Source organism: Roseovarius carneus, from assembly GCF_020141465.1.
GTDB lineage: Bacteria > Pseudomonadota > Alphaproteobacteria > Rhodobacterales > Rhodobacteraceae > Roseovarius > Roseovarius carneus.
Genome location: NZ_JAHSPD010000001.1, coordinates 1296704 through 1321192 on the forward strand (window position 1 = coordinate 1296704; position 24489 = coordinate 1321192).

General features: G+C 62.5%; 24 protein-coding genes. 14 read left to right on the forward strand and 10 right to left on the reverse strand.

The genetic code is table 11. From position 1 onward, the window contains the following. Positions 1-131 precede the first annotated feature (131 nt). A complete protein-coding gene (locus KUD11_RS06450; RefSeq protein ID WP_109385570.1) occupies positions 132-785 on the reverse strand; it encodes a 50S ribosomal protein L25/general stress protein Ctc in 654 nt (217 codons plus the stop codon). 224 nt (positions 786-1009) lie between these two features. Between KUD11_RS06450 and KUD11_RS06455 the strand changes: the two genes are divergently transcribed. Beyond that, positions 1010-2341, forward strand: a complete 1332-nt coding sequence (locus KUD11_RS06455) for a flavin monoamine oxidase family protein (RefSeq protein ID WP_109385568.1) — start codon at positions 1010-1012, stop codon at positions 2339-2341. Between the two features lie 4 nt (positions 2342-2345). Here the strand turns inward: KUD11_RS06455 and KUD11_RS06460 are convergent, their stop codons facing one another. Both KUD11_RS06460 and KUD11_RS06465 read right to left on the reverse strand, forming a co-directional pair. Then, on the reverse strand, positions 2346-3509 hold the full coding sequence (locus KUD11_RS06460; protein ID WP_109388135.1) for an alpha-hydroxy acid oxidase: 1164 nt from the start codon (positions 3507-3509) through the stop codon (positions 2346-2348). Positions 3510-3579: 70 nt separating this feature from the next. Next, entirely contained in the window at positions 3580-4185 is a 606-nt protein-coding gene (locus KUD11_RS06465) for a TlpA disulfide reductase family protein (protein ID WP_109385566.1), read from the reverse strand. A 22-nt stretch (positions 4186-4207) separates the two neighbouring features. On the opposite strand from KUD11_RS06465, the gene argH reads away from it, so the two are divergent. Genes argH through KUD11_RS06490 form a run of 5 tightly spaced genes read left to right on the forward strand, consistent with a single transcriptional unit; the run spans position 4208 to position 10029 of the window. Next, the gene (gene argH, locus KUD11_RS06470) at positions 4208-5599 is read left to right on the forward strand and encodes an argininosuccinate lyase (RefSeq protein WP_109385564.1); all 1392 of its coding nucleotides are present in this window, start codon (positions 4208-4210) and stop codon (positions 5597-5599) included. Then, positions 5596-5775: a hypothetical protein gene (locus KUD11_RS06475; RefSeq protein WP_109385562.1), complete on the forward strand. Its 180-nt coding sequence runs from the start codon at positions 5596-5598 to the stop codon at positions 5773-5775. The genes argH and KUD11_RS06475 overlap by 4 nt, the downstream gene beginning before the upstream one ends. Continuing rightward, complete coding sequence (locus KUD11_RS06480) at positions 5772-6077, forward strand: DUF2834 domain-containing protein (RefSeq protein WP_109385560.1); 306 nt, start codon at positions 5772-5774, stop codon at positions 6075-6077. The genes KUD11_RS06475 and KUD11_RS06480 overlap by 4 nt, the downstream gene beginning before the upstream one ends. 48 nt (positions 6078-6125) lie before the next feature. After that, complete coding sequence (gene lysA, locus KUD11_RS06485) at positions 6126-7391, forward strand: diaminopimelate decarboxylase (protein ID WP_109385558.1); 1266 nt, start codon at positions 6126-6128, stop codon at positions 7389-7391. Between the two features lie 37 nt (positions 7392-7428). Then, positions 7429-10029 (forward strand): TIGR02302 family protein, encoded by a 2601-nt coding sequence (locus KUD11_RS06490; RefSeq protein WP_109385556.1) that lies wholly within the window; start codon positions 7429-7431, stop codon positions 10027-10029. Positions 10030-10153: 124 nt separating this feature from the next. On the opposite strand, the gene KUD11_RS06495 is transcribed toward KUD11_RS06490, so the two are convergent. Together KUD11_RS06495 and KUD11_RS06500 are read right to left on the reverse strand one after the other, a co-directional pair. Then, entirely contained in the window at positions 10154-11050 is an 897-nt protein-coding gene (locus KUD11_RS06495) for a DMT family transporter (protein WP_146190848.1), read from the reverse strand. A gap of 12 nt (positions 11051-11062) precedes the next feature. Next, on the reverse strand, positions 11063-11998 hold the full coding sequence (locus KUD11_RS06500) for a zinc-ribbon domain-containing protein (protein WP_109385552.1): 936 nt from the start codon (positions 11996-11998) through the stop codon (positions 11063-11065). 160 nt (positions 11999-12158) lie between these two features. Here KUD11_RS06500 and KUD11_RS06505 point away from each other — a divergent pair, with 160 nt between their 5' ends. Genes KUD11_RS06505 through KUD11_RS06520 form a run of 4 tightly spaced genes read left to right on the forward strand, consistent with a single transcriptional unit; the run spans position 12159 to position 15070 of the window. Continuing rightward, entirely contained in the window at positions 12159-12836 is a 678-nt protein-coding gene (locus KUD11_RS06505) for a cell division ATP-binding protein FtsE (protein ID WP_109385550.1), read from the forward strand. Then, positions 12833-13744, forward strand: a complete 912-nt coding sequence (locus KUD11_RS06510; RefSeq protein WP_109385548.1) for a cell division protein FtsX — start codon at positions 12833-12835, stop codon at positions 13742-13744. The genes KUD11_RS06505 and KUD11_RS06510 overlap by 4 nt, the downstream gene beginning before the upstream one ends. Continuing rightward, the gene (locus KUD11_RS06515; protein WP_109385546.1) at positions 13741-14481 is read left to right on the forward strand and encodes a lysophospholipid acyltransferase family protein; all 741 of its coding nucleotides are present in this window, start codon (positions 13741-13743) and stop codon (positions 14479-14481) included. The genes KUD11_RS06510 and KUD11_RS06515 overlap by 4 nt, the downstream gene beginning before the upstream one ends. Next, positions 14468-15070, forward strand: coding sequence for a pyridoxamine 5'-phosphate oxidase family protein (locus KUD11_RS06520; RefSeq protein ID WP_109385540.1), 603 nt, complete (start codon positions 14468-14470; stop codon positions 15068-15070). The genes KUD11_RS06515 and KUD11_RS06520 overlap by 14 nt, the downstream gene beginning before the upstream one ends. Before the next feature lie 4 nt (positions 15071-15074). Here KUD11_RS06520 and KUD11_RS06525 read toward each other — a convergent pair whose 3' ends face one another. The 4 genes from KUD11_RS06525 to betI all read right to left on the reverse strand — a co-directional run bounded on the left by KUD11_RS06525 (position 15075) and on the right by betI (position 19358). Beyond that, positions 15075-15887, reverse strand: coding sequence for a glycosyltransferase family 2 protein (locus tag KUD11_RS06525; protein ID WP_181375295.1), 813 nt, complete (start codon positions 15885-15887; stop codon positions 15075-15077). After that, positions 15884-17272 (reverse strand): dihydrolipoyl dehydrogenase, encoded by a 1389-nt coding sequence (gene lpdA / locus KUD11_RS06530; protein ID WP_109385536.1) that lies wholly within the window; start codon positions 17270-17272, stop codon positions 15884-15886. Before lpdA ends, KUD11_RS06525 begins: the two co-directional genes overlap by 4 nt. Positions 17273-17481: 209 nt before the next feature. After that, the gene (locus KUD11_RS06535; RefSeq protein ID WP_109385534.1) at positions 17482-18645 is read right to left on the reverse strand and encodes an iron-containing alcohol dehydrogenase; all 1164 of its coding nucleotides are present in this window, start codon (positions 18643-18645) and stop codon (positions 17482-17484) included. A gap of 29 nt (positions 18646-18674) precedes the next feature. Then, entirely contained in the window at positions 18675-19358 is a 684-nt protein-coding gene (betI, locus tag KUD11_RS06540; RefSeq protein WP_109385532.1) for a transcriptional regulator BetI, read from the reverse strand. A 114-nt stretch (positions 19359-19472) separates the two neighbouring features. Here betI and betA point away from each other — a divergent pair, with 114 nt between their 5' ends. The 4 genes from betA to KUD11_RS06560 all read left to right on the forward strand — a co-directional run bounded on the left by betA (position 19473) and on the right by KUD11_RS06560 (position 23544). Further along, on the forward strand, positions 19473-21149 hold the full coding sequence (gene betA / locus KUD11_RS06545) for a choline dehydrogenase (RefSeq protein ID WP_109385530.1): 1677 nt from the start codon (positions 19473-19475) through the stop codon (positions 21147-21149). 787 nt (positions 21150-21936) lie between these two features. Further along, the gene (locus tag KUD11_RS06550; RefSeq protein WP_219930193.1) at positions 21937-22125 is read left to right on the forward strand and encodes a PLDc N-terminal domain-containing protein; all 189 of its coding nucleotides are present in this window, start codon (positions 21937-21939) and stop codon (positions 22123-22125) included. 3 nt (positions 22126-22128) lie between these two features. Then, positions 22129-22983, forward strand: coding sequence for a YihY/virulence factor BrkB family protein (locus KUD11_RS06555; RefSeq protein ID WP_224380161.1), 855 nt, complete (start codon positions 22129-22131; stop codon positions 22981-22983). Between the two features lie 63 nt (positions 22984-23046). Next, the gene (locus KUD11_RS06560) at positions 23047-23544 is read left to right on the forward strand and encodes a Dps family protein (protein ID WP_109385526.1); all 498 of its coding nucleotides are present in this window, start codon (positions 23047-23049) and stop codon (positions 23542-23544) included. A 79-nt stretch (positions 23545-23623) separates the two neighbouring features. Here the strand turns inward: KUD11_RS06560 and KUD11_RS06565 are convergent, their stop codons facing one another. Further along, positions 23624-24439, reverse strand: coding sequence for a response regulator (locus KUD11_RS06565; RefSeq protein WP_109385524.1), 816 nt, complete (start codon positions 24437-24439; stop codon positions 23624-23626). Positions 24440-24489: the final 50 nt, after the last annotated feature.

A 24489-nucleotide genomic window follows, 5' to 3' on the forward strand; every position in this document is an offset into this window, starting at 1 on the left:
CCTTTTGCCCGCAAAGCCGCGCGGATTCCAGCCCGGTCTGCGGGAGAGGCCCCCACGAAAAAAACGCGGCCCCTGTTGCCGGGGGCCGCGTTTGAAAACCTGCCGCAAGGATGCGCGGCGTGTTTGAAGACTTACTCTTCTGTGGCGTCGGCTTCTGAAGCCTCTTCCACTGCCTCATCCTCATCCTCGTCATCGCCGTCCGATTTCAGGGCCGATGGCGCGGAGACGTTGCAGATCACGAAATCGCGGTCATTGATGACCAGCTTTGCGCCTTCTGGAAGGACAATGTCCGAAATCGTTACCGTGTCGCCGACATTCTCGACCTTGCTCAGATCCACGACCAGCGCGTCGGGGATATCCCCGGCTGTCACGACCATTTCCACCTCGTTGCGGATTGTCGTCATCGTGCCACCCTTGCGGATCGCGGGGCAGTCTTCTTCGTTCTCGAACGAGATCGGGATGAAGAGCTTGATCTTGGTTGTGCGGCGCAGGCGCATCAGGTCGAGATGGGTGGGCAGATCCTTCACCACATCGCGCTGCACATCGCGGCAGATCACGCGCACATCATCATGGCCCTCGACCTTGAGGTTGAAAAGCGTGGACTTGAACCGCCCTTGCTTGAGCCGTTTGAACAAGACGTTGAAGGGAATGTTGATAGGCAGCGGATCAGTGTCGCCCCCAAATACGATACCCGGAACCATGCCGTCGCGGCGTGCAGCACGAGCGGCGCCCTTGCCCGTCCCCGTGCGTTCCTGGGCGTGAAGATCAGGAATTTCTCCAGCCATTGATAGTCTCCAAATGTAAGGGCGGGGCTCCTCCAAGGCTGTGGCCCCGCGTGAAGCCGCCCGCATAGGCCAAAAGGGCGCGCTTGGAAAGGGGATTCGGGGTTTGCCTTGTGCCACTCCGTTTTATCGCGGCCACGCATCCCCAGTTTATGTTGATAATTTGATCAAAAGATGCGAGTGTGCCACTGAACGTTGATTCAATGGCACGCCATGGGAGACCACATATGACCCGTATCTCACGCCGCAGCGCATTGGCCAGGGGGGCAGCACTTCTGGCTGCTCCGCTTTTTGCCGGGCGCGCCTATGCCGCCCAAACGGATGTTGTGGTGATTGGCGCAGGTGCCGCAGGAATTGCCGCCGCGCGGGATCTGCGCCGCGCAGGTCTTGATGTGACGGTCATCGAGGCGGGGCCGCGCATCGGCGGGCGGGTTGTGACGGATACCACCACCTTCGGGGTGCCCTATGATGTAGGGGCCCATTGGCTCCATACCGAAACGGCCAATCCCTTCGTGGCTTACGGTCGCGCCAACGGGTTCGACGTCTACCGCGCGCCGGATGATGAGGTGCTCTATGTCGGGGACCGCCCCGCGACCGATGCGGAGCAGGCAGCCTATTCCTCCGCCCATGCTCAGGCCAACCGCGCGATCGAGCGGGCCGGGGCCGCGGGTCAGGATGTCTCGCCCGCCTCCGTCATCCCGGATCTGGGCGAATGGGAGCCGACGGCGAATGTCCTCATCGGCGGGTATGAGATGGCCAAGGACCTCAGCAATTTCTCCTGCACCGATTGGTACACGGGCGCAGGCGGCGACGATGCGTATTGCCGCGAAGGCTTCGGCACGCTCTTTGCCCACAGCGCGCGCGATGTGGAGGTCAATCTCGGCGTGGCGGCGCGCGCCGTGCGCTTTGGCGGCACGGGCGTGGAGGTCGAGACAAACGAGGGCACGATCACCGCGCGGGCCTGTGTCTGCACCGTGTCGATGGGGGTCTTGAAGGCTGAGCGGATCGTGTTCGACCCGCCCCTGCCCGACGACAAGCAGGAGGCGATCCAGATGCTGACGATGGGGCATTACAACCACGTGGCCCTGCAGTTTGACGAGAACTTCTTCGGCGTGGGGTCGGACGGGTATTACACCTACAAGATCGACAAGAGCGTCGATGGCGTCCCGCACGGGTTTGCGGCCCTGGTCGATGCGTCGGGCAGCGGGCTGACCTATTGCGATCTGGGCGGCGATTTCGCCCGGCAGATGGCGGATGCAGGCAAGGAAGCGGCGCTGGACTTCACTATATCCGAGCTGACGAAAGCCTTTGGCAGCAAGGCACGCGCCGCATTGGTCAAATCCTCGGTTACCGATTGGTCCAACGATCCGCTCACGCTTGGCGGCTATGCCTCGGCAGAGCCGGGGGGCGCGTGGACCCGCGATGCGATGCGCCTGCCTGTGGCGGACCGACTCTGGTTCGCGGGTGAGGCAATGTCGGAGGGCATGTGGGCCACGGTCGCGGGCGCGCATCTGTCCGGGCAAGCTGTGGCGAGCCAGGTGCGAGCAGCACTAGGCTAAGGCGTTACTGCCAATCGCCTGAGAAATCCTTGGGGATCATCAGGATATCGCGCGTCACATCTGCGATATCGCGGTGGCCGCAGAGGCCCATGGAGACGTCCAGCTCCTTTTGAATCACCTCCAGTGCCTTCGTCACCCCCGCCTCGCCCATAGCACCCAGCCCGTAGACAAAGGCGCGCCCGATATAGGTGCCCTTGGCCCCCATCGCGACGGCCTTGAGCACGTCTTGCCCCGAGCGGATGCCGCTATCGAGATGTACCTCGATCTTGTCGCCCACTGCGTCCATGATCGCGGGCAATGCGCGGATCGCACTGAGCGCGCCATCCAATTGCCGCCCGCCATGGTTGCTCACGATGATCGCATCGGCCCCCACATTGAGCGCCTCGCGGGCATCGCGCGCGTCGATGATCCCCTTGATGATCAGCGGCCCGTCCCACATCTTGCGGAATTGCCGGATGCGGTCCCAATCGAGCTTTTCGTCAAACGCCTCCGCGGTCCATGAGCTGAGCGAGCTGGGATCGCTCACGCCCTTCGCATGACCCACGATATTGCCGAAAAACCGCCGTTTCGTGCCCAGCATCCCAAGGCCCCATTGCACCTTGGTCATCATGTTGGCCACGGATTGCGGGGTGAGTTTTGGCGGGGCAGACAGGCCGTTTTTAAGGTCCTTGTGCCGCTGGCCCAGAACTTGCAAATCCACGGTGATCACAGCCGCCGACACGTTGGCGGCCTTGGCGCGATCAAAGAGACGCTGCATGAAATCATCGTCCTTGAGGGTGTAGACCTGAAACCAGAAGGGCTTGCTCGTATGCGCGGCCACATCCTCGATCGAGCAGATAGACATGGTGCTGAGCGTGAAGGGCACGCCGAATTTCTCGGCTGCGCGGGCCGCTTTGATCTCACCATCCGCATGTTGCATCCCCGTCAGGCCCACGGGCGCGAGGGCCACGGGCATCGAGACATCCTGCCCGATCATCTGTGATGCGGTCGTGCGGTTCGACATATCCATCGCGATCCGCTGGCGCAGCAGGATGTCGGCGAAATCCGATGTGTTGGCGCGGAATGTCTGTTCGGTCCAGCTGCCTGATTCGGCATAATCGTAGAACATCTTGGGCACCCGGCGCTGATAGATGCGACGCAGGTCTTCAATATTGGTGATCACGGGCATAGGCGGGGCTTTCACAAGATTGGTCATGTTTGGTTACCAATCGTGACCGAGGCCCGCAATGGGTTTGGCCCTAGCTGCCGCCCTCAGCCAGAAGGGCGCGCAGCATGGCCTTGGCGCTGTCGCTGCTCCAATGGGCGTCGCCCTGCATGCGGGCAATCTCTTGGCCCTCGGGGCTCAAAATCACCGTGATGGGCAGGCCGATGACGGCCATTTCGCGCGCCACACGCTGCTTGGGGTCACGGTGCAGCGGCAGGTTGTCGACACCGATTTCGTCAAAGAACGCCTTCATCGCAGGCGGCGCGTTGCGGCCCGTGGCGAGCGTCAGCACCTCGAAATCCGGCCCGCCAAACTCCGTCTGTAATTCTGATAACATCGGCATTTCCTTGCGGCAGGGCGCACACCATGTGGCCCAGAAGTTCAGCAGAACATAGCGGCCCTGATGATCGGCCAGCGTCGCCGTGCCGCCATCAATCGTATCATATTCCTGTGTGCTGACGTCCCGCGGCTCGGAATGAAAGCGCAGCTTCTTCATGTCACCCTCCAGCATGTCTTGATAGGCGCTGTAATCGGATGCGTTTGCGGTGCCGTAGGTTGTCTGGATGCCAAGGCCGAGACCCACTGCAATTGCGCCCAGACCGGCGGCGATATAAAGGACAAGGGAACGAGACAGACGCATAATTCCTCCGAAAGGTCAGGCCATGGCAGACAAATCCTCAAACGCAATGTGGGGCGGACGCTTTGCCGATGGTCCCGATGCGATCATGGAGGCAATTAACGCCTCAATCGGGTTTGACAAGCGCATGGCCGCTCAGGACATCGCGGGATCGAGGGCCCATGCCGCCATGTTGGCGAGCACCGGCATCGTCAGTGATAAAGACGCAGACGCGATGAGGGAAGGCCTGCTCACGGTCTTGTCAGAGATCGATGGGGGGACTTTTGAATTTTCCGCCGCTTTGGAAGACATCCACATGAATGTGGAGGCCCGGTTGAAAGAGATCATCGGCGCCCCCGCAGGGCGTTTGCATACAGGCCGTTCGCGCAATGATCAGGTGGCCACGGATTTCCGGCTCTGGGTGCGCGATCAGTTGGATGCAGCTGAAGGCGCGCTTGTCGCTTTGATGCGGGCGCTGGTGACACAAGCCGAGGCTGGTGCGGGATGGGTCATGCCGGGGTTCACGCATTTGCAGGTGGCGCAGCCGGTGACATGGGGCCATCACATGATGGCTTATGTAGAGATGTTCGCGCGCGACCTGAGCCGGATGCGCGACGCGCGGGCGCGGATGAACGAATGTCCCTTGGGGGCCGCCGCCTTGGCGGGAACCAGCTTTCCCATCGATCGGGATATGACGGCCAAGGCGCTGGGCTTTGACCGCCCGGCGGCCAATTCGCTCGATGCGGTCAGCGACCGGGATTTTGCTTTGGAGTATCTGGGGGCGGCGTCGATTTGCGCCATGCACCTCAGCCGGTTCGCGGAAGAGCTGGTGATCTGGTCCTCCGCGCAGTTCCGCTTCGTGACCCTGTCGGACAGGTTTTCGACCGGCTCAAGCATCATGCCGCAGAAGAAGAACCCCGATGCAGCCGAGCTGATCCGTGCCAAGATCGGTCGGATATTCGGGGCCAATGTCGCGCTGACGCTGGTGATGAAGGGGCTGCCGCTGGCCTATTCCAAGGACATGCAGGAAGACAAGGAGCAGGTGTTTGACGCCGCCGACAACCTGATGCTGGCGCTGGCCGCGATGGAAGGCATGGTGCGGGATATGAGCGCGAATGTGGATGTTCTGGAGGCGGCGGCCGCCACCGGGTTCTCCACCGCCACTGATCTCGCCGATTGGTTGGTGCGGGTCCTCGACATGCCGTTTCGCGAGGCGCATCATGTGACGGGTGCGCTTGTGGCAATGGCGGAGGCGCGGGGCGTGGACCTGCCGGATCTGAGCCTTGAGGACATGAGATCGGTGCACAAACACATCCACGAGGGCGTGTTCGGCGTATTGGGAGTACATAATTCAGTGGCCAGCCGCACGAGCTATGGCGGCACGGCGCCCGAAATGGTGCGTGCGCAGGTGGCACGGTGGAAGGAGATATTGGCATGAGACTGGCAATTGCACTCGGCGTGGTTTTGGCGCTGTCGGCTTGCGGCGTGGATGGCGCGCCGATCCGGCCCGCGGTCACGACCACTTTTGGCACAAGCACGGGCAACACGACCGCTCGCGTCACGACAGATTGGGTCAACGTGCGCACAAGCACGCATGTGGGAGTGTCGCTGTGAAGTGGATTTTTCTGGCGCTTGCCGTCTGGGGCTCTATTCATCCGATGTATTATTTCATCAGCTGGTTCAACGCCAACGGCTATGACCTGATGGCGATGGTAGATGCGTGGCACGTGAATGCGGCCACCAGCGGGTTGGTTTGGGATCTGACGATTGCAGCGGTAGCGCTCACGCTTTGGGTGATTGTCGAGGCCGTGCGCAGCCGCGACTGGCTGCGGCTCATTGCTGTGCCTGCGACGTTTTGCATTGGGGTGAGCTGCGGCTTGCCGCTTTATCTCTACTTGCGGATGCGTCGGGGCTAAGCCTTCGTTTTTTGAGTATTTTTGCTAAGAAGAAGGCGGGGGCCGGGTTTGGACCATTTTCTCTATAAAGGCGGCGTGCTGCATGCCGAGGATGTGCCCGTGGCGGAGATCGCCGCGCAGGTGGGCACGCCGTTTTATCTTTATTCCACGGCCACGCTGGAGCGGCATTTCAAGCTTCTGGATGAGGCGTTGTGCGGGATGGAGCATCTTGTCTGCTATGCCATGAAGGCCGCGAGCAATCAGGCGATCCTGAAGACTTTGGCGGCGCTTGGCGCGGGCATGGATGTTGTGTCGGGCGGGGAATATCTGCGGGCAAAGGCTGCGGGTGTGCCGGGCGACAAGATTGTGTTTTCGGGCGTGGGCAAGACGGAAGGCGAGATGCGGCTCGCACTTGAGGGCGGCGTGCGGCAATTCAACGTTGAGAGCGAACCGGAAATGGAGGTGCTGAGCGCTGTGGCCGTGTCCATGGGGCTGCGTGCGCCCATTACCGTGCGGGTGAACCCGGATGTGGATGCCAAGACCCATGCCAAGATCGCGACGGGCAAATCCGAGAACAAGTTCGGCATTCCGATTGCGCGCGCGCGCGATGTTTATGCGCAGGCGGCGGCTCTTCCTGGTTTGGAAGTTATCGGGATCGATGTGCATATCGGCAGCCAGCTGACCGATCTGGAGCCGTTCAGGCAAGCTTACCGCAAGGTGGCGGAGCTGACCGAGATACTGCGCGCGGATGGGCATGATATCCGCCGTCTCGATCTTGGGGGTGGATTGGGCATTCCTTATACGCAGTCCAATGAGGCGCCGCCTTTGCCAACTGACTACGGCGCGATGATCAGCGAGGAGCTGGGCCATCTGGGCTGTGAGGTTGAGATTGAGCCGGGCCGGTTGATCGCTGGCAATGCCGGGATCATGGTGAGCCAGGTGATTTATGTGAAATCCGGTGAGGGGCGCGACTTTCTCATCCTTGATGGGGCGATGAACGATCTGATCCGCCCCGCCATGTATGACGCGCATCACGATATTGTCCCCGTCGTGCAGCCCGCGCCGGGCACAGAACAGCAGCCCTATGATATTGTTGGTCCGGTCTGCGAAAGTGGCGACACCTTCGCCAAGCAGCGCATGATGCCGCCCTTGAAGGCCGGGGATCTGGTGGCGTTTCGCGGGGCGGGGGCTTACGGCGCGGTGATGTCGAGCGAGTACAATACGCGGGCTCTCATCCCCGAGGTTTTGGTGCATCAGCATCAATTCGCCGTCATCCGCGCGCGTCCGACCTTTGACGAGATGATAAATCGAGATACCATTCCTGAATGGCTCTAGGCGCTATCACGCGCGGGGCAGGCAATCGGAGAGATGCATGGCGCCGCGCGCATCGCTGAGCAAACCCTTGATGGCGCGGTTGCGCCGGCCCCTGACCCTGACATGGGCCGGACTTCTGGCGGAGCGTCTGGTGCGGGCGTTCTGGCCGCTTTGGACGTTGATCGCGGGGCTTGCGGCGGCGCTCATGCTGGGGTTTCACGAATGGGCGATGGTCGAGCTTGTCGGCGGCGCCTTGATTGGCGCGGTGCTTGGCGGTGTGGTGCTTTTGGTGCATGGCGCGCGGCGGTTCCGTTGGCCCACACGAGGCGAGGCGCTGGCGCGGATGGATGCGGCCATGCCCGGCCGCCCACTGGCCGCTCTGGCCGATGCGCAGGCCATTGGGCGCGGTGATGCGGCCTCCGAAGCGATCTGGCACGCACATCAGAAACGGATGCTGAGTGCCGCCGAGGGCGCGCGCCCGGTAGAGCCGGATTTGCGCGTCTCAAAGGCGGACCCTTACGGATTGCGTTATATTGCATTGCTTGGCCTCGTTGTGGCGCTTTGCTTTGGGTCTGTCTGGCGGGCCGGGACGATCACACAGATAGGCGCGGGCAGCGCGCAGGCCGCACTGGGCCCCACATGGGAAGGGTGGGTTGAGCCGCCCGCCTATACGGGATTGCCGAGCCTTTACCTTGCGGATTTGGGCGATAGGGTCGAAGCCCCTGAGGGCAGCCGCATCACCTTGCGCCTTTATGGCGAGGTCGGCGCGCTTTCGGTGAGCGAGACCGTTTCGGCGCGCGTAGAGGATGTAGGGGCCGCGACCGACCCTGATCACCGCTTTGAGATACGTCAGGATGGGATGCTTATGATCGAAGGGCCGGGCGGGCACAGCTGGGAGGTGGTTGCACTGGCTGATCTGCCGCCATCCGTGAGCATCCTTGAGGACGGCGCGCGCACCACGTTTGACGGGCAGATGAGCCAACCTTTCGAGGCGCGTGACGATCACGGCGTGATCTCCGGCACCGCGACCATCCGGCTGGATCTGAGCCGGATGGAGCGCCGCTATGGCCTGAGCGTGGAGCCTGAGCCACGCGAGGCCGTGGAGCTGGAACTGCCCATGCCGATCACCGGGAACCGCATGGAATTTACCGAAACGCTGGTCGAGAACCTGTCGCAGCATCCATGGGCGCATCTGCCCGTGACGCTGCAATTTGCCGTTGTGGACGCGGCGGGCAATGTGGGGGCTTCAGTGCCTGCGCCGATGGATTTGCCCGCGCGGCGGTTCTTTGACCCGCTTGCGGCGGCGGTCATTGAAAACCGGCGTGATCTTTTGTGGTCCATGGAAAATGCGCCGCGCGTGGTGCAGGTACTGCGCGCGATATCCTTTGAGCCTGAAGAGCGGCTCTTCCGGGACAAGGCGGCGTATCTTCGGTTTCGGGTCATCCTGCGGCGGTTGGGCGTAATGGTGCAGGAAGCCTCGCTTGATGGTGAGGCGCGTGATGAGATTGCAGAGGCGCTCTGGGATCTGGCGATCCTGATCGAGGACGGTGATATCGGAGATGCGCTTGAGCGGATGCGCGAGGCGCAAGAACGCCTCAGCGAGGCAATGCGCAATGATGCAAGCGACGATGAGATCGCCCGTCTGATGCAGGAGCTGCGCGACGCCACCCAAGATTATCTGCGCCAGAAATCACAGCAGGCCGAGCGTGATGGCGATACCGACCAGCCGGACCGACAGGATGGCGAGAGCCAGCAACTGACCCAGCAGGACCTGCAAGACATGATGGACCGTATCCAAGAGCTGATGGAGCAAGGCCGCATGGCCGAGGCGCAGCAGGCGTTGGAAGAGTTTCAGCAGATGATGGAAAACCTGCGCGTGACCGAAGGCCAACAGGGCCAACAGGGCGACAGCCCCGGTGAGCAGGCCATGGAAGGCCTCGCCGATACGCTGCGCGAGCAGCAGGGCCTCTCGGATCAGGCGTTCCGCGATTTGCAGGAGCAGTTCAACCCTAACGCCCAAGCGGGTGAGAGCGGCGAGAATGAAGGCCGCAATGGCGGTCAGGGCGCGGGCCAGAGCCACGAGGGCCAAGACGGCCAAGGGCAGGGCAGCGGCGCGCAGCCCGGTCAGGGCGGCGAGGATCAGGCCAACCGCAATGGTGGCGACGGCGGACTTGCCGACCGGCAGGAGGCCCTGCGTCAAGAGCTTCAGCGCCAGCGCGAGAACCTTCCCGGCATGGGCGGCGAGGCGGGCGAGAATGCTGCCGACGCTCTGGACCGTGCGGGCCGCGCGATGGACGGGGCCGAGGAGGCGCTGCGTGGTGGTGACCTTCCCGAGGCGATTGACCGGCAGTCCGAGGCGATGGACGCCCTGCGCGAAGGGATGCGCAGCCTTGGCGAGGCGATGGCCGAGCAGCAACAGCAAAACCAGCCCGGCGGGCAGGGGCAGGCACGTGGCGGTGACGGAGCGCAGCAATCCGACCCGCTGGGCCGCACCCCCGGTCAGGGCGATCAGGCGGGCACCAATGATAGCTTGCTTCAGGGCACGGATGTTTACCGCCGTGCGCGGGAGTTGCTGGATGAGATCCGCCGCCGCTCGGGCGAGGGCGCGCGCCCGGACGTGGAGCGCGATTATCTGGAGCGTCTGCTGGACCGGTTCTGACGCGGGGGCGGCTAAAGCGTTTCGAGAAAACCCTGAGGCACAGCTTTTCTCGAAACGCTCGCAACATATAAGATCAGCGCGCGTTTCAAATTATCTTCGTACCTCAAGTATAATTTGAAACGCTTTAGGCCGAGGGGGCGTGTTTCGGCGCAGGCCGGAGCGCTGTCACCGCTTCAACCACTGCTGCGCCAACGATCAGCGTGCAGCCCATGATCTGCATCACACCGAAAGGTTCATCCAGCAACCATGCGCCCGACGACACGCCCGCGACGATCTCCAGTGTGAACAAAAACGTGATAAGCCCCGGCGGCAGGCGTTGCGCGCTCCACATAGTGATGAACAAAACCGGGGTCAGATAGATCAGGCCCAACGCCAAGGATTGCACCGTCTTTGGGTCGATGGCCAGCAGCGGGAGCGCCTCCCCGAAGGACCAGCCAAAGAGGATCGCCCAAACCATCCCGCTGCCTGCCGTGACAAGTGTAATACTGGCCGCCTCTGCCTTTCCCCCGGAAAAGACCAATGCCGCCCCGACAGACCACGCAACGCCCGACATGATGGCAATGAGATCGCCCAAGCCTACGGTGCTCAGCGACAGATCACCGCCCAGCACGAAGAACGCGCCCAACAGCGATGCGCCCAAGGTGAGCGTCGCGCTATGGCGCCACGGCTGGCCAAAGAAAGCCCATTCGATGATTTTGCTCCATGCCGGTGCAAGGTAAAACAGCAAGATCACGCGGACCACATCAGACAGGGTGAGCGCCACAGAATAGGCCGAGAAAGCCAGCCCGATAAGGGCGGCCCCGATGAACATCTTTGCGGATATCTGCGGGCGCACCCGCATGATCAGAATGTAGATTACAAGCGTCAGGGTCGCGCCAGCGGATGTTAGGATACCGGCCTGCGCCCCGGTCTGGCCCAACCCTTCGAGATATCGGATCGGTATCCACCACAGCCCCCACAAGATGGCCGACATGAAGGTCAGGAGAACGGGCGTCAGCGAAGTTCCGGTGGGCGCGCGCAACTCAGAGCGGCCTTAGCCGTCTGCGGCGGTGCCAGAGGCCTCGCCGGTCTGGACCGCGTCCGGTGTGGCATCGGGCGTGGCATCAGCTGGCGCATCTGGTGTGGCCTCGCTCGTCATTCCGTCAAGCATCGCCATGACCGCTCCGATCTGCCCATCCAGCCAGAGCCGCAAACCATCCACCCAACTCGCGTAATCGGTCAGCACCCCGGCAACGGCAGGCACCATCCGTGAAATCGCAGGCGCGAAGACATAAAGCAGCAAACCGATGGTGGCGATCAAGAGCACCGTCGAGAAGCCACGCCGAAACCCTCCGCTGGCGCGGACCGAGGCCTCGGGGTAGGGGTCGTCCAGATCCAGATCGGCCTGCGGATCGACGCCCGGTTCCAGCGACGAGTTGATCTCTTCGATGTCAGGAAACAGGCTGCGGCGCGATGTCGGGTCAATATCGCCGACCTCATCGTCCCCCTCGCCACCACGCAGACGCGCCATGCGGGCGCGTGCCTCGCGGGCGCGGCGATCCTCTTCGCCCTCATCAAGGCCAAGATCGGGCTGGGTTTCAATCCCGTTGGTTTCAGCGGCACGCGCACGGGCCTCGCGCTCGGCCTCCTCACGCAGCACGTTTGTGACCTCTGGGTCCATCTTGCGGCGTTGCGGGGCGTCTACCGGGGAGGGGCCGCCCTTGGGCGGCTCGGTCTGGGCCCTCTCTGACGTAGACCCGTCGCTTGTGCCTTGTGAACTATCCTGAGGCTCGGCCTCCTCATGTGCTGCATCTGTGGGCACATCCTCCCATGGCTGCGCCTCGGCAGGGTCTTTTTCGGGCACATGATCCGCGTGATGCTGAAACCATGTGTCGCCGCAATTGGAGCATTGCACATCCCGACCTGTCTCCGGAATGACATCATCCGGAACTTCGTATTGCGCGCCACAATTTGGGCAAGTCAACCGCATCGAAACACCTGTTCATTCGCCCGGACGTGCCGGGCTTCTGCCTTTGGTCATGAACGTATTATGTTTCAGGGCGGCGGAAAAGAGCAAAGGAATTGCGCCTTTGATTGCAACGCCCGCGCCTCTGGGGCATTTAGGACGCAAAATGGCGTGAGGGGCAGGCGTGATAGATCTGGAAAATGTGGCCTATTCCTATGGGGGGGGCGAACTTTTGAGTGACATCTCGCTCAAACTGTCGCCGGGCTCGTTCCATTTTTTGACAGGCCCGTCCGGGTCCGGAAAGACCACATTGCTCAAGCTGTGCTACGGCGCTTTGATCCCCACGGCGGGCTACGTGCATCTTTTTGAGGCAGATGTGCGGTCGATGGAGCGTGATGACATCGCTCTGGCACGCCGCAGGATTGGTGTTGTGCACCAAGATTGCGCCTTCCTTGATCATCTCACTGTGGCCGACAACATCGCGCTCCCGCTCACCGTGTCGGGGCGCGACACGCTGGAGGAGGTGGCGAACCTGCGCGAGTTGATCGGTTGGGTTGGCCTCACGCAGCGTGCCGATGCCTTGCCGCCGGAACTGTCGGGCGGGGAGCGGCAACGCGCGGCGCTGGCTCGTGCGCTCATCATGTCGCCCGATGTGATCCTCGCGGATGAGCCGACGGGCAATGTGGATTGGGAAATGTCCCAGCGCCTGTTGCGCCTGCTGATCGAGTTGAACAAGATGGGCAAGACGATCATGATCGCCACCCACGACCTCGCCCTCATCCGCGCGGCCAAGGCCCATGTGCAGGCGCGCGTTCTGCGCATCTCCAACCGGCGGCTGCAACTTGCGGGAGCGGATCTGTGAAGCTCTCATTTGATCCTGACCGGCTGCGCGGCCTTCTGGCCGGCGATGCACAGGCCGACCGCGTCGTCCCGCCCACAGGCTTCACTGCTTGGCTCACGCTTTTCAGCGCCGGGGCCATGGCGTTTCTTGCGGTTTTCGCGCTGGCGCTGTCGCTGGCCACATCGCGCCTCGCGGATCGCTGGGGGGACGAGCTTGCGCGCAGCTCGACCATCCGCATCTCCGCCCCCGAGGGTCAAAGCATCGCCCAGACCGAGGCGGCCTTGCGCATGTTGGAGACGACCCCCGGTGTGGCCTCCGCCCGCGCGTTGACCAAAGCCGAGCAGCAGGCCCTTCTGGAGCCGTGGTTCGGCCCGGACTTGCCGGTGGACAGCCTGCCCATTCCACAGCTGATCGAGGTGATCGAGGAGGGCAGCGGCTTTGACGCCGCGGGCCTGCGCTTGCGCCTGTCTGCCGAGGTGCCGGGCGCGGTTCTGGACGATCACACCCGCTGGCGTGAGCCTTTGGTGCGGGCGGCCAATCGGCTGCGCCTCTTGGGCTGGGTGTCGCTCATGCTGATCGCGGGCACGGTGGCCGCGATGATCACGCTGGCGGCCAATGCGGCCCTCTCGGCCAACGCGCAAGTGATTGGCGTGCTGCGCCTCGTGGGGGCGCGCGACGATTATATCTCGGGCGCGTTTGAGCGGCGCTTCACGCTGCGCGCCTTGACCGGCGCGGGCTGCGGTATGCTCGCAGGCGTCATCGCGATCCTGTTTCTACCCACGGCGGAGGTGGGCGGCGGCTTTCTCACCGGGCTTGGCTTTCAGGGCTGGCACTGGATCTGGCCTTTGATCATTCCGCCGCTGACCGCTCTCGTGGCCTTCTTCGCGACCCGTGCTGCGGCCCGGCGCACCCTTGGCGGTATGTCATGAGGGACGCGGTGCAATGGCTGCGCTCGCTGATCTTCGTGGGGCAAATCTACGTGATGCTCCCGGTGATCGGGCTGCTCTACTTTCCGTATGCGCTGGTTAGCCGCAAGGGGGCGACTGCGGGCTGCAAGGCCTACACCCGCTGGGTCACATGGAGTGCGGCATGGATGGTGGGCCTCAAGACCGAAGTGCGCGGCACGCCACCGACTGGCGAGGTGATCGTCGCGGCCAAGCATCAGTCCTTCCTCGATATCATGCTGATTTTCACGGCGCTTCCATCGGCCAAATTCATCATGAAACGCGAGATTCTGAGGACCCCGGTGATTGGCCTCTACGCGATGCGGCTGGGCTGTATCGCGGTGGATCGCGGCAAGCGGAGTCAGGCCATCAAGAAGATGGTGGCCGATGTGGCGCGCGGGACGGCGCATCCCGGACAATTGATCATCTATCCTCAAGGCACGCGAATCAAACCGGGCGTGCAGGCGCCCTATAAGGTCGGTACCGCCGTGCTCTATGAAGAGCTTGGGCAGGATTGCGTGCCGGTGGCGACCAATGTCGGCGTCTTTTGGCCGCGCAAGGGGATCATCCGGCGGCCCGGCACGGCGGTGGTGGAATTCTTGCCCGTGATCGAGGCAGGGCTGGACAAGGCTGTTTTTATGGCGAGGCTTGAGAATGAGGTGGAGAGCGCCTCAAACGATCTGATGCGGGAAGCGGGGTTTGATCCGGATGGACTACGTTGAAGACATAGCCGAGTTGGAAGCGCTTTACGGCACGCCGAGTGCGCCTGCGTTGCGCAAAGTGGCCCCACACCTGACGCCGCTCTACCGCAAATGGATCATGGCCTCGCGGTTTTGCATCCTCACCACCGTGGGCCCCGGCGGTACCGATGGCAGCCCTCGTGGCGAGGACGGGCCGGTTGTGACCGAGCTGGATCCGCAGACGCTGGCCATGCCCGATTGGCGCGGTAACAACCGCATGGATTCACTGCGTAATATCGTGGCTGATGGGCGGGTGTCGCTGATGTTCATGGTGCCGGGATCGGACACGGTTGTGCGGGTGAACGGTGAGGCGCGTGTGACGGTGGATGGCGCCCTTCGGGCGCGGTTTGAGGTGTCGGGCAAGCAGCCACGCTCGGTCATTGTGATACGCATCGGTGAGGTCTACACCCAATGCGCCCGCGCGCCGATGCGGGCAGGGCTCTGGAGCCGCGATGACAGCGCGGGCCTGCCTACGGTGGGCGAGATCCTTGCCGAAGCCTCAAACGGGGATGAGGGCGGTGCGGCCTATGATGATGCGTGGGCCGCGCGGGCAGCGGGCACGATGTGGTAGCTGCTCAGGTCAGGTAATTGGCCATGAACGCGTAAAAAGGCCGTGCCTTGCCGTCCTTTGTATAGGCCGCGTTCAGCGCGGATTTTGCGCGGAACATGGCGCAGGCGGCGTCTGCGTGATCAGATGGGATGCGGGTTTTGCCAGCTGTGATATCAGCGATATACGCCTCATAAGCGGCGGCAACGCGGGCTGAAAAATCGCCCGTGGCGGTCTCGCTGCTGCCCGACACATGCAGATTATAGGCCGCATCACCCAACGGGGCCGTGCTACCCACCAGCGCCAGCACCTCCGCCGTGTGCAGCACGTCCTGCGACGGCATATTGACGAACGGCCCCGCAAGATCACGGCGCAGAACGGGGTGAAAGCTTGCACCTGTGCGCCCGAGATCATGGAGCGATAGCTCCGATTGTCCCGCGCCCGGCAGGGTGAGTATGGGGGCACCATCCACCATGATGCACGTCCGCCCGAAGGCCGCGCCATGGCCCTCGGCCAGCGGTAAAAGCGCGCTCAGATATCCCGCCCCCCACGTATCATCCGCATCGAGGAAAGCGACAAATCTGCCCCGCGCCGCCGCCAGAGCGCGGTTGCGGGTGGGCCCGGCGCCTGTTGCCATGAAGCTGCCGGGACAGATCGTGAGGGCCATGCCATGGGCCTCAAGCCCGCTGTAATCGTGGCCATCATCGGGGGCGATTACCACCTCCAACGCGCCCGGCTCAAGCCCCGACAGCGCGACAGAGGCAAGCGCGGCAGGCAGGCTGCGCGCCGCGCGGTAAGCCGGGATAACAACGGAGACCAGCGGCTTGGGGCCCACGCTCACGCGTGGATTGCGCCGTCTCCGCAGGCCAGAGCGGCCTCGCGCACCGCCTCGGAATAGGTCGGGTGGGCGTGGCATGTGAGGGCCAGATCCTGCGCGGATGCGCCAAACTCCATTGCCACGCAGATCTCGTGGATCAGATCGCCCGCCATGGGGCCGATGATATGCGCACCCAGAATGCGGTCGCTGTCTTTATCCGCGAGGATTTTAACAAACCCGTCGGCGGCAAAGTTCGCCTTGGCGCGGCCATTGCCCATGAAGGAGAACTTGCCGACCTTGTAGGCGCGGCCGTCTTTCTTCAGCTCCTCCTCGGTCGCGCCCAGATTGGCGACCTCGGGGTGGGTATAGATCACGCCGGGGATCACGCCGTAGTTCACATGGCCATGTTTGCCCGCCAGAACCTCGGCGCAGGCCATGCCCTCATCCTCGGCTTTGTGGGCCAGCATGGGGCCTGCGATCGCATCCCCAATGGCGTAGATGCCCTTGATATTGGTCTGCCACTGCGCATCGGTCTTGATCTGTCCGCGCTCGGATATCTCGACGCCCAGATCGCCGAGGCCCAGCCCATCGGTGTAGGGCTTGCGGCCCGTGGCCAAGAGAACCGTGTCGGCGTCGAGCACATGCTCGCTGTCATCCTTACGCAGCTTGTAATGCACTTTGGCCTTGGACTTGGTGGTTTCCGTTTTCTGCACCGCCGCACCCATGATGAACTTGAGGCCCTGTTTGGTCAGGATCTTCTGGAAGGAGCGCTGCACCTCGGCATCCATGCCGGGGGTGATGGCGTCGAGATATTCCACGACCGTCACCTCCGAGCCGAGGCGGGCATAAACGCTGCCCATTTCCAGCCCGATCACGCCTGCGCCGATCACGACCATCTTCTTGGGGATCTTGCCCAGTTCCAGCGCGCCTGTGGAGGTCACGACGATTTTCTCGTCCACCTCCACGCCGGGAAGTGAGGCAGGCTCGGACCCGCTGGCGACGATGATATTTTTGGCCTCGTGGACGTCATCGCCCACCTTGACGCGGCCCGCCTCGGGTATGGAGGCCCAGCCCTTGATCCAGTCGATCTTGTTCTTCTTGAAGAGAAACTCGATGCCTTTGGTGTTGGCGCCGATGGTTTCGGCCTTGTAGGCCTGCATCTGCTTCCAATCGACCGAAGGCGACTTGCCCTTGAGGCCCATGGCCGCAAAATTATGCTCGGCCTCGTGCAGCATATGCGTGGCGTGCAAAAGCGCTTTGGACGGGATGCAGCCCACGTTGAGGCAGGTGCCGCCCAGCGTCTCGCGCCCCTCGACGCAGGCCGTCTTGAGGCCAAGCTGCGCGCAGCGGATGGCGGCGACATAGCCGCCGGGGCCGGAGCCGATTACGATCACGTCATAGGAGGCCATTTTCGAGAATCCCTTGAGTTTTGGATGGTGGTATTTTGGACGGTGGTATCACGTCAGTATCGCCTTGATGCGGTGTGTTCGGGCCCATGCTGCCTTTGATGGCGGGCGGGGTCAACCAAACGGGGGTGCCCCTCTGTGATGCGGGCGTGGGTTTGAGTATTTGGGCTAAGAAGAAAGCGCTAGGGGCTTTTGGCAAGGTGGGTGGAAGTTTACGCAGGGTCATTGGGGTGGAGTGCGGCCTCGATCACCTTTTGGACCTGTGCTGCGGTGAGTGATCGGGGGTTTGTCCCGGCAGCGCTGTCTCTGAGGGCTTTTTTGGCAATGCGCGCGGCGCAATCATCGGGCACGCCGATCTCCGTGAGTGTGGCGGGGATGGCAATCTGGCGGAGCATCGCGTCGATATGGGCGTGGAAGCTTTCGAAATCCGTTGTGGTCAGCCCCATCGCCTGAGACATGGGGGTGATCTTGTGGGCGATATCCGGCGCGTTAAAGCGCAGCACCTCGGGCAGCAGCACGGCGTTGGTCAGCCCATGCTGCGTGTCGTATTCCGCGCCGATCATATGCGATATGGCATGGACCAGCCCCAGCCCTTTGAGAAATGCGATCCCCGCGAGGCAAGACCCGGCCAGCATGGCCCCTCTGGCCTCTATATTGTCCGGCTCGGCCACGGCGATGTGCAGCCAGTGGGCCACGAGGCGCAGGCCCTCAAGGGCGGCGCCATCGCAAAGGGGGTGAAAGCCCGGCACGCAGTAGGCCTCGATCGCGTGGACCATGGCATCGGCCCCGGTCCAGGCGGTGAGGTGCGGGGGTAAGCCCAGCGTCAGCTCGGGGTCCAGAAGGGCGCAGGCGGGTTTGAGGGCGGGATGCCAGACGCACCATTTCACGCCCTGAACGGTGTCGGTGATCATCGCGGTGCTTTCCGTCTCGGCCCCGGTGCCGGCGGTGGTGGGGATGCAGATCAGCGGCGGGAAGCGCGCATGTTTGGGTGGGGTTTGCTCGAACTCGAAATCCCAAAGGGGCAGATCGTTCAGAGCCATGAGGGCCACGGCCTTGCCCCCGTCCATGCCGCTGCCGCCGCCAATGGCGATCACGCCGTCATGGTTGCCATCGGCAAAGGCTTTGCAGCCTGCCGCAATCTCGTCGTCGCGGGGATTGGGGGAGATGCCGGAATAAACAGCACTTGTCAGCCCGCCTTTGGCCAGATGCGCGGTGAGCGCGTCCATGAATGGCAGGGGTGCGCTGCCCCGGTCGGTCACAATTAGGGGGCGGGACATGCCTGCGCCCTCGCAAAGGGTCGCAATCTCGGCCAGCCGTCCGGGGCCATAGGCGATGGGGACAGGGAAGGTCCAATCTTGCGGGTCGAGAAAGCTCATTTTGTGACGTCCTTTGATTATTGGGCAGGTTATCCTGCCAGGGCGCGGTCGCGGTAGGCACGGCTGCTGAGGATCAGATCCGAGAGATGCTCCATCTTGGCGCGGGCGGCGGTGATATCGGCGTCGCACACGCCTGCGGGCAAGAGCATTCTGCGAGCGGCGAAATCTACCTCGTCGACGCCGCGTGTGCCGGGCATCGGCTCGGGCTGAAAACTTGCGCGCAACCACAGCCCGTCCATCACGGTGCGCAGCTGAAACGCCGCGCGGGTGCAATCCTCAGGTGAGAGAAGCGGGCGCAGCGCGCTGAGGAGGTTGGAGCGCATTCTTGCGTGCACGGCGGTCTGAATGCGCTGGCTCTGGCTGTTATGCGGCACGTCGGAGCACAGGCTGATCCATGCGTGGCAGATTTCTTGCTGAAACACAGGTGCTGCAAAATTGCCCGCGATGATGGCGTAGAGCCTTTCAAGCGGGGTGTCGGCATGGCGCAAAAGCTCGACCACGCAATCGCGCAGCAGTGTGTTGGCCTGCCGCTGCACCCCTTCAAAAAGCGCGTCTTTATCAAGGAAATGGTGCAGAACGACGCCTTTGGAGACGCCTGCGATCTTGGCCACACGGTCCAGCGTCGTGCCACGAATCCCGTATTGCACCAGCGCGCTCCACGCGGCTTGGCTGAGCTCTGCCCGCCTGACGTCTCCGATGCTGCGCCGTGCCATATCGCCTCCTGATTTGAGTAGTCTATAGCGCCGGGTGGGGCGTCACAATATCGGGCTTTGACATAAAAACTGACCATTGGTAAGTAAGTGCGCAATTTGGTCAGGAGAGCATCCATGCAGGCGGATTATGTGATCATCGGGTCAGGCTCTGCCGGGTCGACCATGGCGTATCGGCTGAGCGAGGATGGCAAACATTCTGTGCTGGTGCTGGAATATGGCGGCACCGATGCAGGGCCGTTCATTCAGATGCCTGCCGCGCTCAGCTATCCGATGAATATGTCCATGTATGACTGGGGCTTTTCCAGCGAGCCTGAGCCGCATCTGGGCGGTCGCCGCCTTGCCACACCGCGCGGCAAGGTGATGGGCGGGTCCTCGTCGATCAACGGGATGGTCTATGTGCGCGGCCATGCGGGCGATTTCGATCATTGGGAAGACAGCGGCGCCGAGGGCTGGGGCTTTCGCCATGTGCTGCCCTATTACAAGCGGATGGAGAATTGGGACGATGCGGGCCATGGCGGTGATCCCACATGGCGCGGCACCGATGGGCCGCTCCACGTCACACGCGGGCCGTGCAGCAACCCTTTGTTCAAGGCCTTCGTGGAGGCAGGCGCGCAGGCAGGGTTCGAGCTTACCTCCGACTATAACGGCGAGAAACAAGAGGGCTTTGGCCCGATGGAGCAGACGATTTACAAGGGCCGCCGCTGGTCTGCGGCCAATGCCTATCTGCGGCCCGCGTTGAAGCGACCCAATTGCGATATGATCCGGTGCTATGTGCGGCGCGTGATCATCGAAGAGGGGCGCGCCACCGGGGTGGAGATCGATCGGGGTGGCCAGATTGAGGTGGTGCGCGCCAATGCCGAGGTGATCGTCGCGGCCTCCTCCATCAACTCGCCCAAGATCCTGATGTTGTCGGGCATTGGCCCCGCCGCGCACCTGGCTGAGCATGGCGTAGGCGTGGTGGCAGACCGGCCCGGCGTCGGTGGCAATCTTCAGGACCATCTGGAGCTTTATATTCAACAAAAAAGCCTCCAGCCGATCACGCTCTACAAATACTGGAACCTCCTTTCCAAAGGCGTCATTGGCGCGCGGTGGCTTTTCACAAAGACGGGGCTTGGCGCGTCCAACCAGTTTGAAAGCGCGGCTTTCCTGCGCTCGGCCCCCGGTGTGGAGTATCCTGATATTCAGTATCACTTCCTGCCTATCGCCATGCGCTATGACGGCAAGGTGGCCGCCGAAGGGCATGGGTATCAGGCGCATGTGGGGCCGATGCGGTCGGCCTCGCGCGGGCGGATCAGCCTTGCTTCCGCCGATCCTGCCGCGGCCCCCAAGATCGTGTTCAACTACATGTCGCACGAGAGCGACTGGCGCGATTTTCGCCACTGCATCCGCCTCACGCGCGAGATTTTTGGTCAATCTGCGTTCGATCCTTACCGTGGCGAGGAGATTCAGCCGGGCGCGGATGTCCAAAGCGACGCGCAGCTGGACGCCTTTATCTCGGACCATGCCGAGAGCGCCTATCATCCTTGCGGGACCTGCAAGATGGGAGCGGCGGATGACAAGACCGCCGTCGTGGACCCTGAATGTCGGGTGATTGGCGTCACGGGCCTGCGCGTGGCCGACAGCTCGATCTTTCCGCGCATCCTCAACGGCAACCTCAACGCGCCGTCGATCATGACCGGAGAAAAGGCCTCGGATCACATCCTTGGGCGCGGCATGTTGCCTGCATCGAACCAAAAGCCATGGGTCAATCCGGACTGGAAAAGCACCGACCGGGCCGCCGCCATACACTGACTCTGGTCAGTTCGCGACATGGCGATGTTGGATAGTGTATAAGTTTGAAATTTGATCGTTGTATTGCTTTGTCAGATACCAGCGTGCCGAAGCAAGCACCTGCAAAACGGTCGATCCGCCCCGCCGCCAAGGGCGCAAGGGCCACGTGATTGAATGCCACCGAGAACTGAGCGAGCTTATGCACTGAGCCACGTACCGCGTGGCAAGGTTTGATATGTGCGCCGGGATGCGCCAAGGATAAGGTGCGCAACCCGCGCCAATCCCGGAGCCACGCCATAAGCCATGTCTTTCCCGGTCACTGCGCCTCTGATCTGCCCGTGGCCGTGATCTCCGAGATGTTGGAGCGGACCTGATCCCCCAAGTCCGCAGCCGGGGCGCGTATTTCGAGATGCAACTGCGTGCGCGCTTTGGCCAGAACCCGCATGTGGGCGATATCCGGGGGCGTGGCCTCTTTTGGGGGCTGGAATTGGTGCCGAACGGCGAGAGCAAGGCACCGTTCGAGGCCAGGCTCGGCCTTGCGGGCAAGCTCAAGACGGCGGCCTTTGCAGAGGGCTTGATCTGCTATCCCATGCCCGGCACGCGCGGTGGCAAGACAGGCGATCATGTCCTGCTGGCCCCCCCTTTCATTGCGTCCGAGGCCGAGCTGGCGGCGCGCTTGATGTGCTGTCGCGGGCGCTCGACGGTCTGTTGGCCGCCGCGTGAGAGGGAACCCAGCCGCGTGATCCTGCGTTCGTCTCTGGTAAGCCGGGCAAAACCGCCCCGCGACAGCCAAAAAAAGGAGATCATCATGGAATATGCAGGTTTAGGCGGCTTGATTGTCTTGGTCCTCAACATTTGGGCCATCGTGTCGATCATTGGCTCAGGGGTCCCGACGGGATCAAAAGTCCTCTGGACGCTTCTGGTGCTTGTGCTGCCCATCATCGGCTTCGTCATCTGGATCCTTGCCGGACCCCGCTCAACCACGCGGACTGTCTGACGCATGGCGTGGACCGGGCCCGGGATCAAAGGTATCCCACTTTGGGGTGCTGGCGCGGGCATCATTCAGCGGATTAACGACAAGCGGCTGAGCTTGATTGCCGCGGGGATTGCCTTTTACGGCATCCTCGCGCTTTTTCCGGCCCTTGCCGCGATCATAGCGCTTTGGGGCCTTGTCGGGGATCCGGAGGCGATCCTGCCCCAGATCGAGCATTTTCGCGGCGTCATGCCCGAGGGCGTGTTTGATCTGTTGTCGCGCCAGATCAACGCCCTGACCGGGGCGGATCAAGGCTCGCTCGGGTGGGCCACGCTGGTTTCGCTGGGGCTGGCCATTTGGTCCTCGCGCGCGGGGGTGGCCGCTTTGATCAATGGGCTGAACGCGGTGTATGATGCGCCCAATCGTGGCGGTATTCGGCATTACGCAACGGCGCTCGTCCTGACGATGGCGCTTATTTTTGTTGCGCTTTGCGCGGTGGCTGCGGTCCTGATCGTGCCGCTGATCCTCGCCTTTGCCCCCTTGGGGCCGGCCACGGGCATTGCATTGGAAGTGGCGCGCTGGGCCTTGGCGATCACGGTGTTGATGGCGGGCGCGGGGCTTGTCTATCGCTATGGCCCCAACCGCGGGGGCAGGCGCCTGCCATGGGTCACGCCTGGTGCCGTTCTGGCGGTGCTTTTATGGGCGGGGGTCTCGGCAAGCTTCTCGGTCTATCTGTCGAATTTCGGGAATTACAACGAGGTCTACGGCTCCATCGGGGCGGTGATTGCGCTGCTTATGTGGCTCTATTTTAGCGGGCTTTTGCTTTTGGTCGGGGCCGCGCTCAACGCCGAGATCGAAGCCCGCGCGGCAGAGCCATCCTGATCTTTGCGGGAACCAAACCGCGCTCCGGCGTGTTGTTTTAATGAACAACGAAAGGAGATCAAAATGACAGACGCACTCAAAGTCGTTCCCGAAACCAGCAACGTGAGCACCGGGGTCCGCGATACATCCGCCGTGGCCAAAGGGCTGGCGGACGTGCTGGCAGACACCTATCGCCTCGTGTTCAAGACGCATGCCTACCACTGGAACGTGGAGGGGCCGCTGTTTTACGCGATCCACAACCTCACTGAGGAGCAATACGAGGATATGTTCGCCGCCGCCGATGAGCTGGCCGAGCGCATCCGCGCCTTGGGCCATATGGCGCCGTCCACGCTGCAAGCCATCACCGACAATTCGGTGATCACAGATGCAGACAGTCTGCCCTCTGCCGGCAAGATGTGCGAGGATCTCGCTGCCGATCACGAGCGTGTGGCACACCGGATGCACGCCCTCATTGAGATTTGCGATGAGGCCAAGGACCCGGTGACCGAGGATTTGGCCACTGGTCGGTCGGCCTTCCACGAGCAGGCGGCATGGATGCTCCGCGCGATCAGCAAAAGCTAAGCAATTTCGCATAGTCGAAAACAACCCCCCCGCATCTTCGCGATGTGGGGGGTTTTTAAGTCTGGATCAGGTGACTGATTCAGGCGCGGAGTGTCTCGGTCGAGGCAAAGAACATCGCCTGGCTCACGGCGGAGCGTACGCTTTCTTGCTGGTAGGGTTTCGAGATCAAAAACGCAGGTTCTGGCCGGTCGCCGGTCAACAGCCGCTCAGGATATGCGGTGATGAAAATCACCGGGCATGTGCCGAACTGCCCCAAAATATCGTTCACAGCGTCGATCCCGGAAGAGTTATCGGCAAGGCGGATATCAGCGAGGATAAGATCGGGCATCTCGGCCCGGCCCAGCTTGACCGCCTCATCGCGGGTGCGGGCATTGCCCGTGATGCGGTGGCCAAGATCGGCGACGATCCCTTCAAGGTCCATCGCAATCAGCGGCTCATCCTCAATGATCAGAACCCGGCCAGAGATGCTATCGGCCATTTCGCGCTGGGCGGTCTGGACCAGATGCTCAGCCTCGGATTGGTCGATATCCATGATCGCGGCCACCTGCCCAAAGGGGAACCCTTCGATCGTGTGCAACAGCAGCGCCTCGCGCGTGTTCTCGGTTAGCTTTGCCATATGCTTTTGCGCCGCGCCGAAGAGCGCATCGTCGCTGTCGAAAATCACATCCGTCTTGCCGGATTTCCAAACGCTGTGAAGCACCCGAAAGAGTGCAGGCTTCACGCCGAGCCCCGCCATCATGACCGACCTGTCGGCCAAAATCGTCTCAAGCGTGGCGGCTGCATAGCGATCTCCGCGCTCCTGTGAGCCGGTCAGCGCGCGGGCATAGCGCCTCAGGTAGGGTAGATTTTCCCCGATTTGCGTGCTCAGGTCCTGTTCAGCGTCGGATTGCGTCATGGTTTTCCCCCCGGATATCTAACTTTTCTCGGAACCAAACGCAGGTGAAG

Bases quoted from the DNA above. Each gene is read 5' to 3' on its own strand.
- KUD11_RS06450 (WP_109385570.1), bottom strand. From the start codon at position 785: ATGGCTGGAGAAATTCCTGATCTTCACGCCCAGGAACGCACGGGGACG.
- KUD11_RS06455 (WP_109385568.1), top strand. From the start codon at position 1,010: ATGACCCGTATCTCACGCCGCAGCGCATTGGCCAGGGGGGCAGCACTT.
- KUD11_RS06460 (WP_109388135.1), bottom strand. From the start codon at position 3,509: ATGCCCGTGATCACCAATATTGAAGACCTGCGTCGCATCTATCAGCGC.
- KUD11_RS06465 (WP_109385566.1), bottom strand. From the start codon at position 4,185: ATGCGTCTGTCTCGTTCCCTTGTCCTTTATATCGCCGCCGGTCTGGGC.
- argH (WP_109385564.1), top strand. From the start codon at position 4,208: ATGGCAGACAAATCCTCAAACGCAATGTGGGGCGGACGCTTTGCCGAT.
- KUD11_RS06475 (WP_109385562.1), top strand. From the start codon at position 5,596: ATGAGACTGGCAATTGCACTCGGCGTGGTTTTGGCGCTGTCGGCTTGC.
- KUD11_RS06490 (WP_109385556.1), top strand. From the start codon at position 7,429: ATGGCGCCGCGCGCATCGCTGAGCAAACCCTTGATGGCGCGGTTGCGC.
- KUD11_RS06500 (WP_109385552.1), bottom strand. From the start codon at position 11,998: ATGCGGTTGACTTGCCCAAATTGTGGCGCGCAATACGAAGTTCCGGAT.
- KUD11_RS06515 (WP_109385546.1), top strand. From the start codon at position 13,741: ATGAGGGACGCGGTGCAATGGCTGCGCTCGCTGATCTTCGTGGGGCAA.
- KUD11_RS06520 (WP_109385540.1), top strand. From the start codon at position 14,468: ATGGACTACGTTGAAGACATAGCCGAGTTGGAAGCGCTTTACGGCACG.
- lpdA (WP_109385536.1), bottom strand. From the start codon at position 17,272: ATGGCCTCCTATGACGTGATCGTAATCGGCTCCGGCCCCGGCGGCTAT.
- KUD11_RS06535 (WP_109385534.1), bottom strand. From the start codon at position 18,645: ATGAGCTTTCTCGACCCGCAAGATTGGACCTTCCCTGTCCCCATCGCC.
- betI (WP_109385532.1), bottom strand. From the start codon at position 19,358: ATGGCACGGCGCAGCATCGGAGACGTCAGGCGGGCAGAGCTCAGCCAA.
- betA (WP_109385530.1), top strand. From the start codon at position 19,473: ATGCAGGCGGATTATGTGATCATCGGGTCAGGCTCTGCCGGGTCGACC.
- KUD11_RS06550 (WP_219930193.1), top strand. From the start codon at position 21,937: ATGGAATATGCAGGTTTAGGCGGCTTGATTGTCTTGGTCCTCAACATT.
- KUD11_RS06555 (WP_224380161.1), top strand. From the start codon at position 22,129: ATGGCGTGGACCGGGCCCGGGATCAAAGGTATCCCACTTTGGGGTGCT.
- KUD11_RS06560 (WP_109385526.1), top strand. From the start codon at position 23,047: ATGACAGACGCACTCAAAGTCGTTCCCGAAACCAGCAACGTGAGCACC.
- KUD11_RS06565 (WP_109385524.1), bottom strand. From the start codon at position 24,439: ATGACGCAATCCGACGCTGAACAGGACCTGAGCACGCAAATCGGGGAA.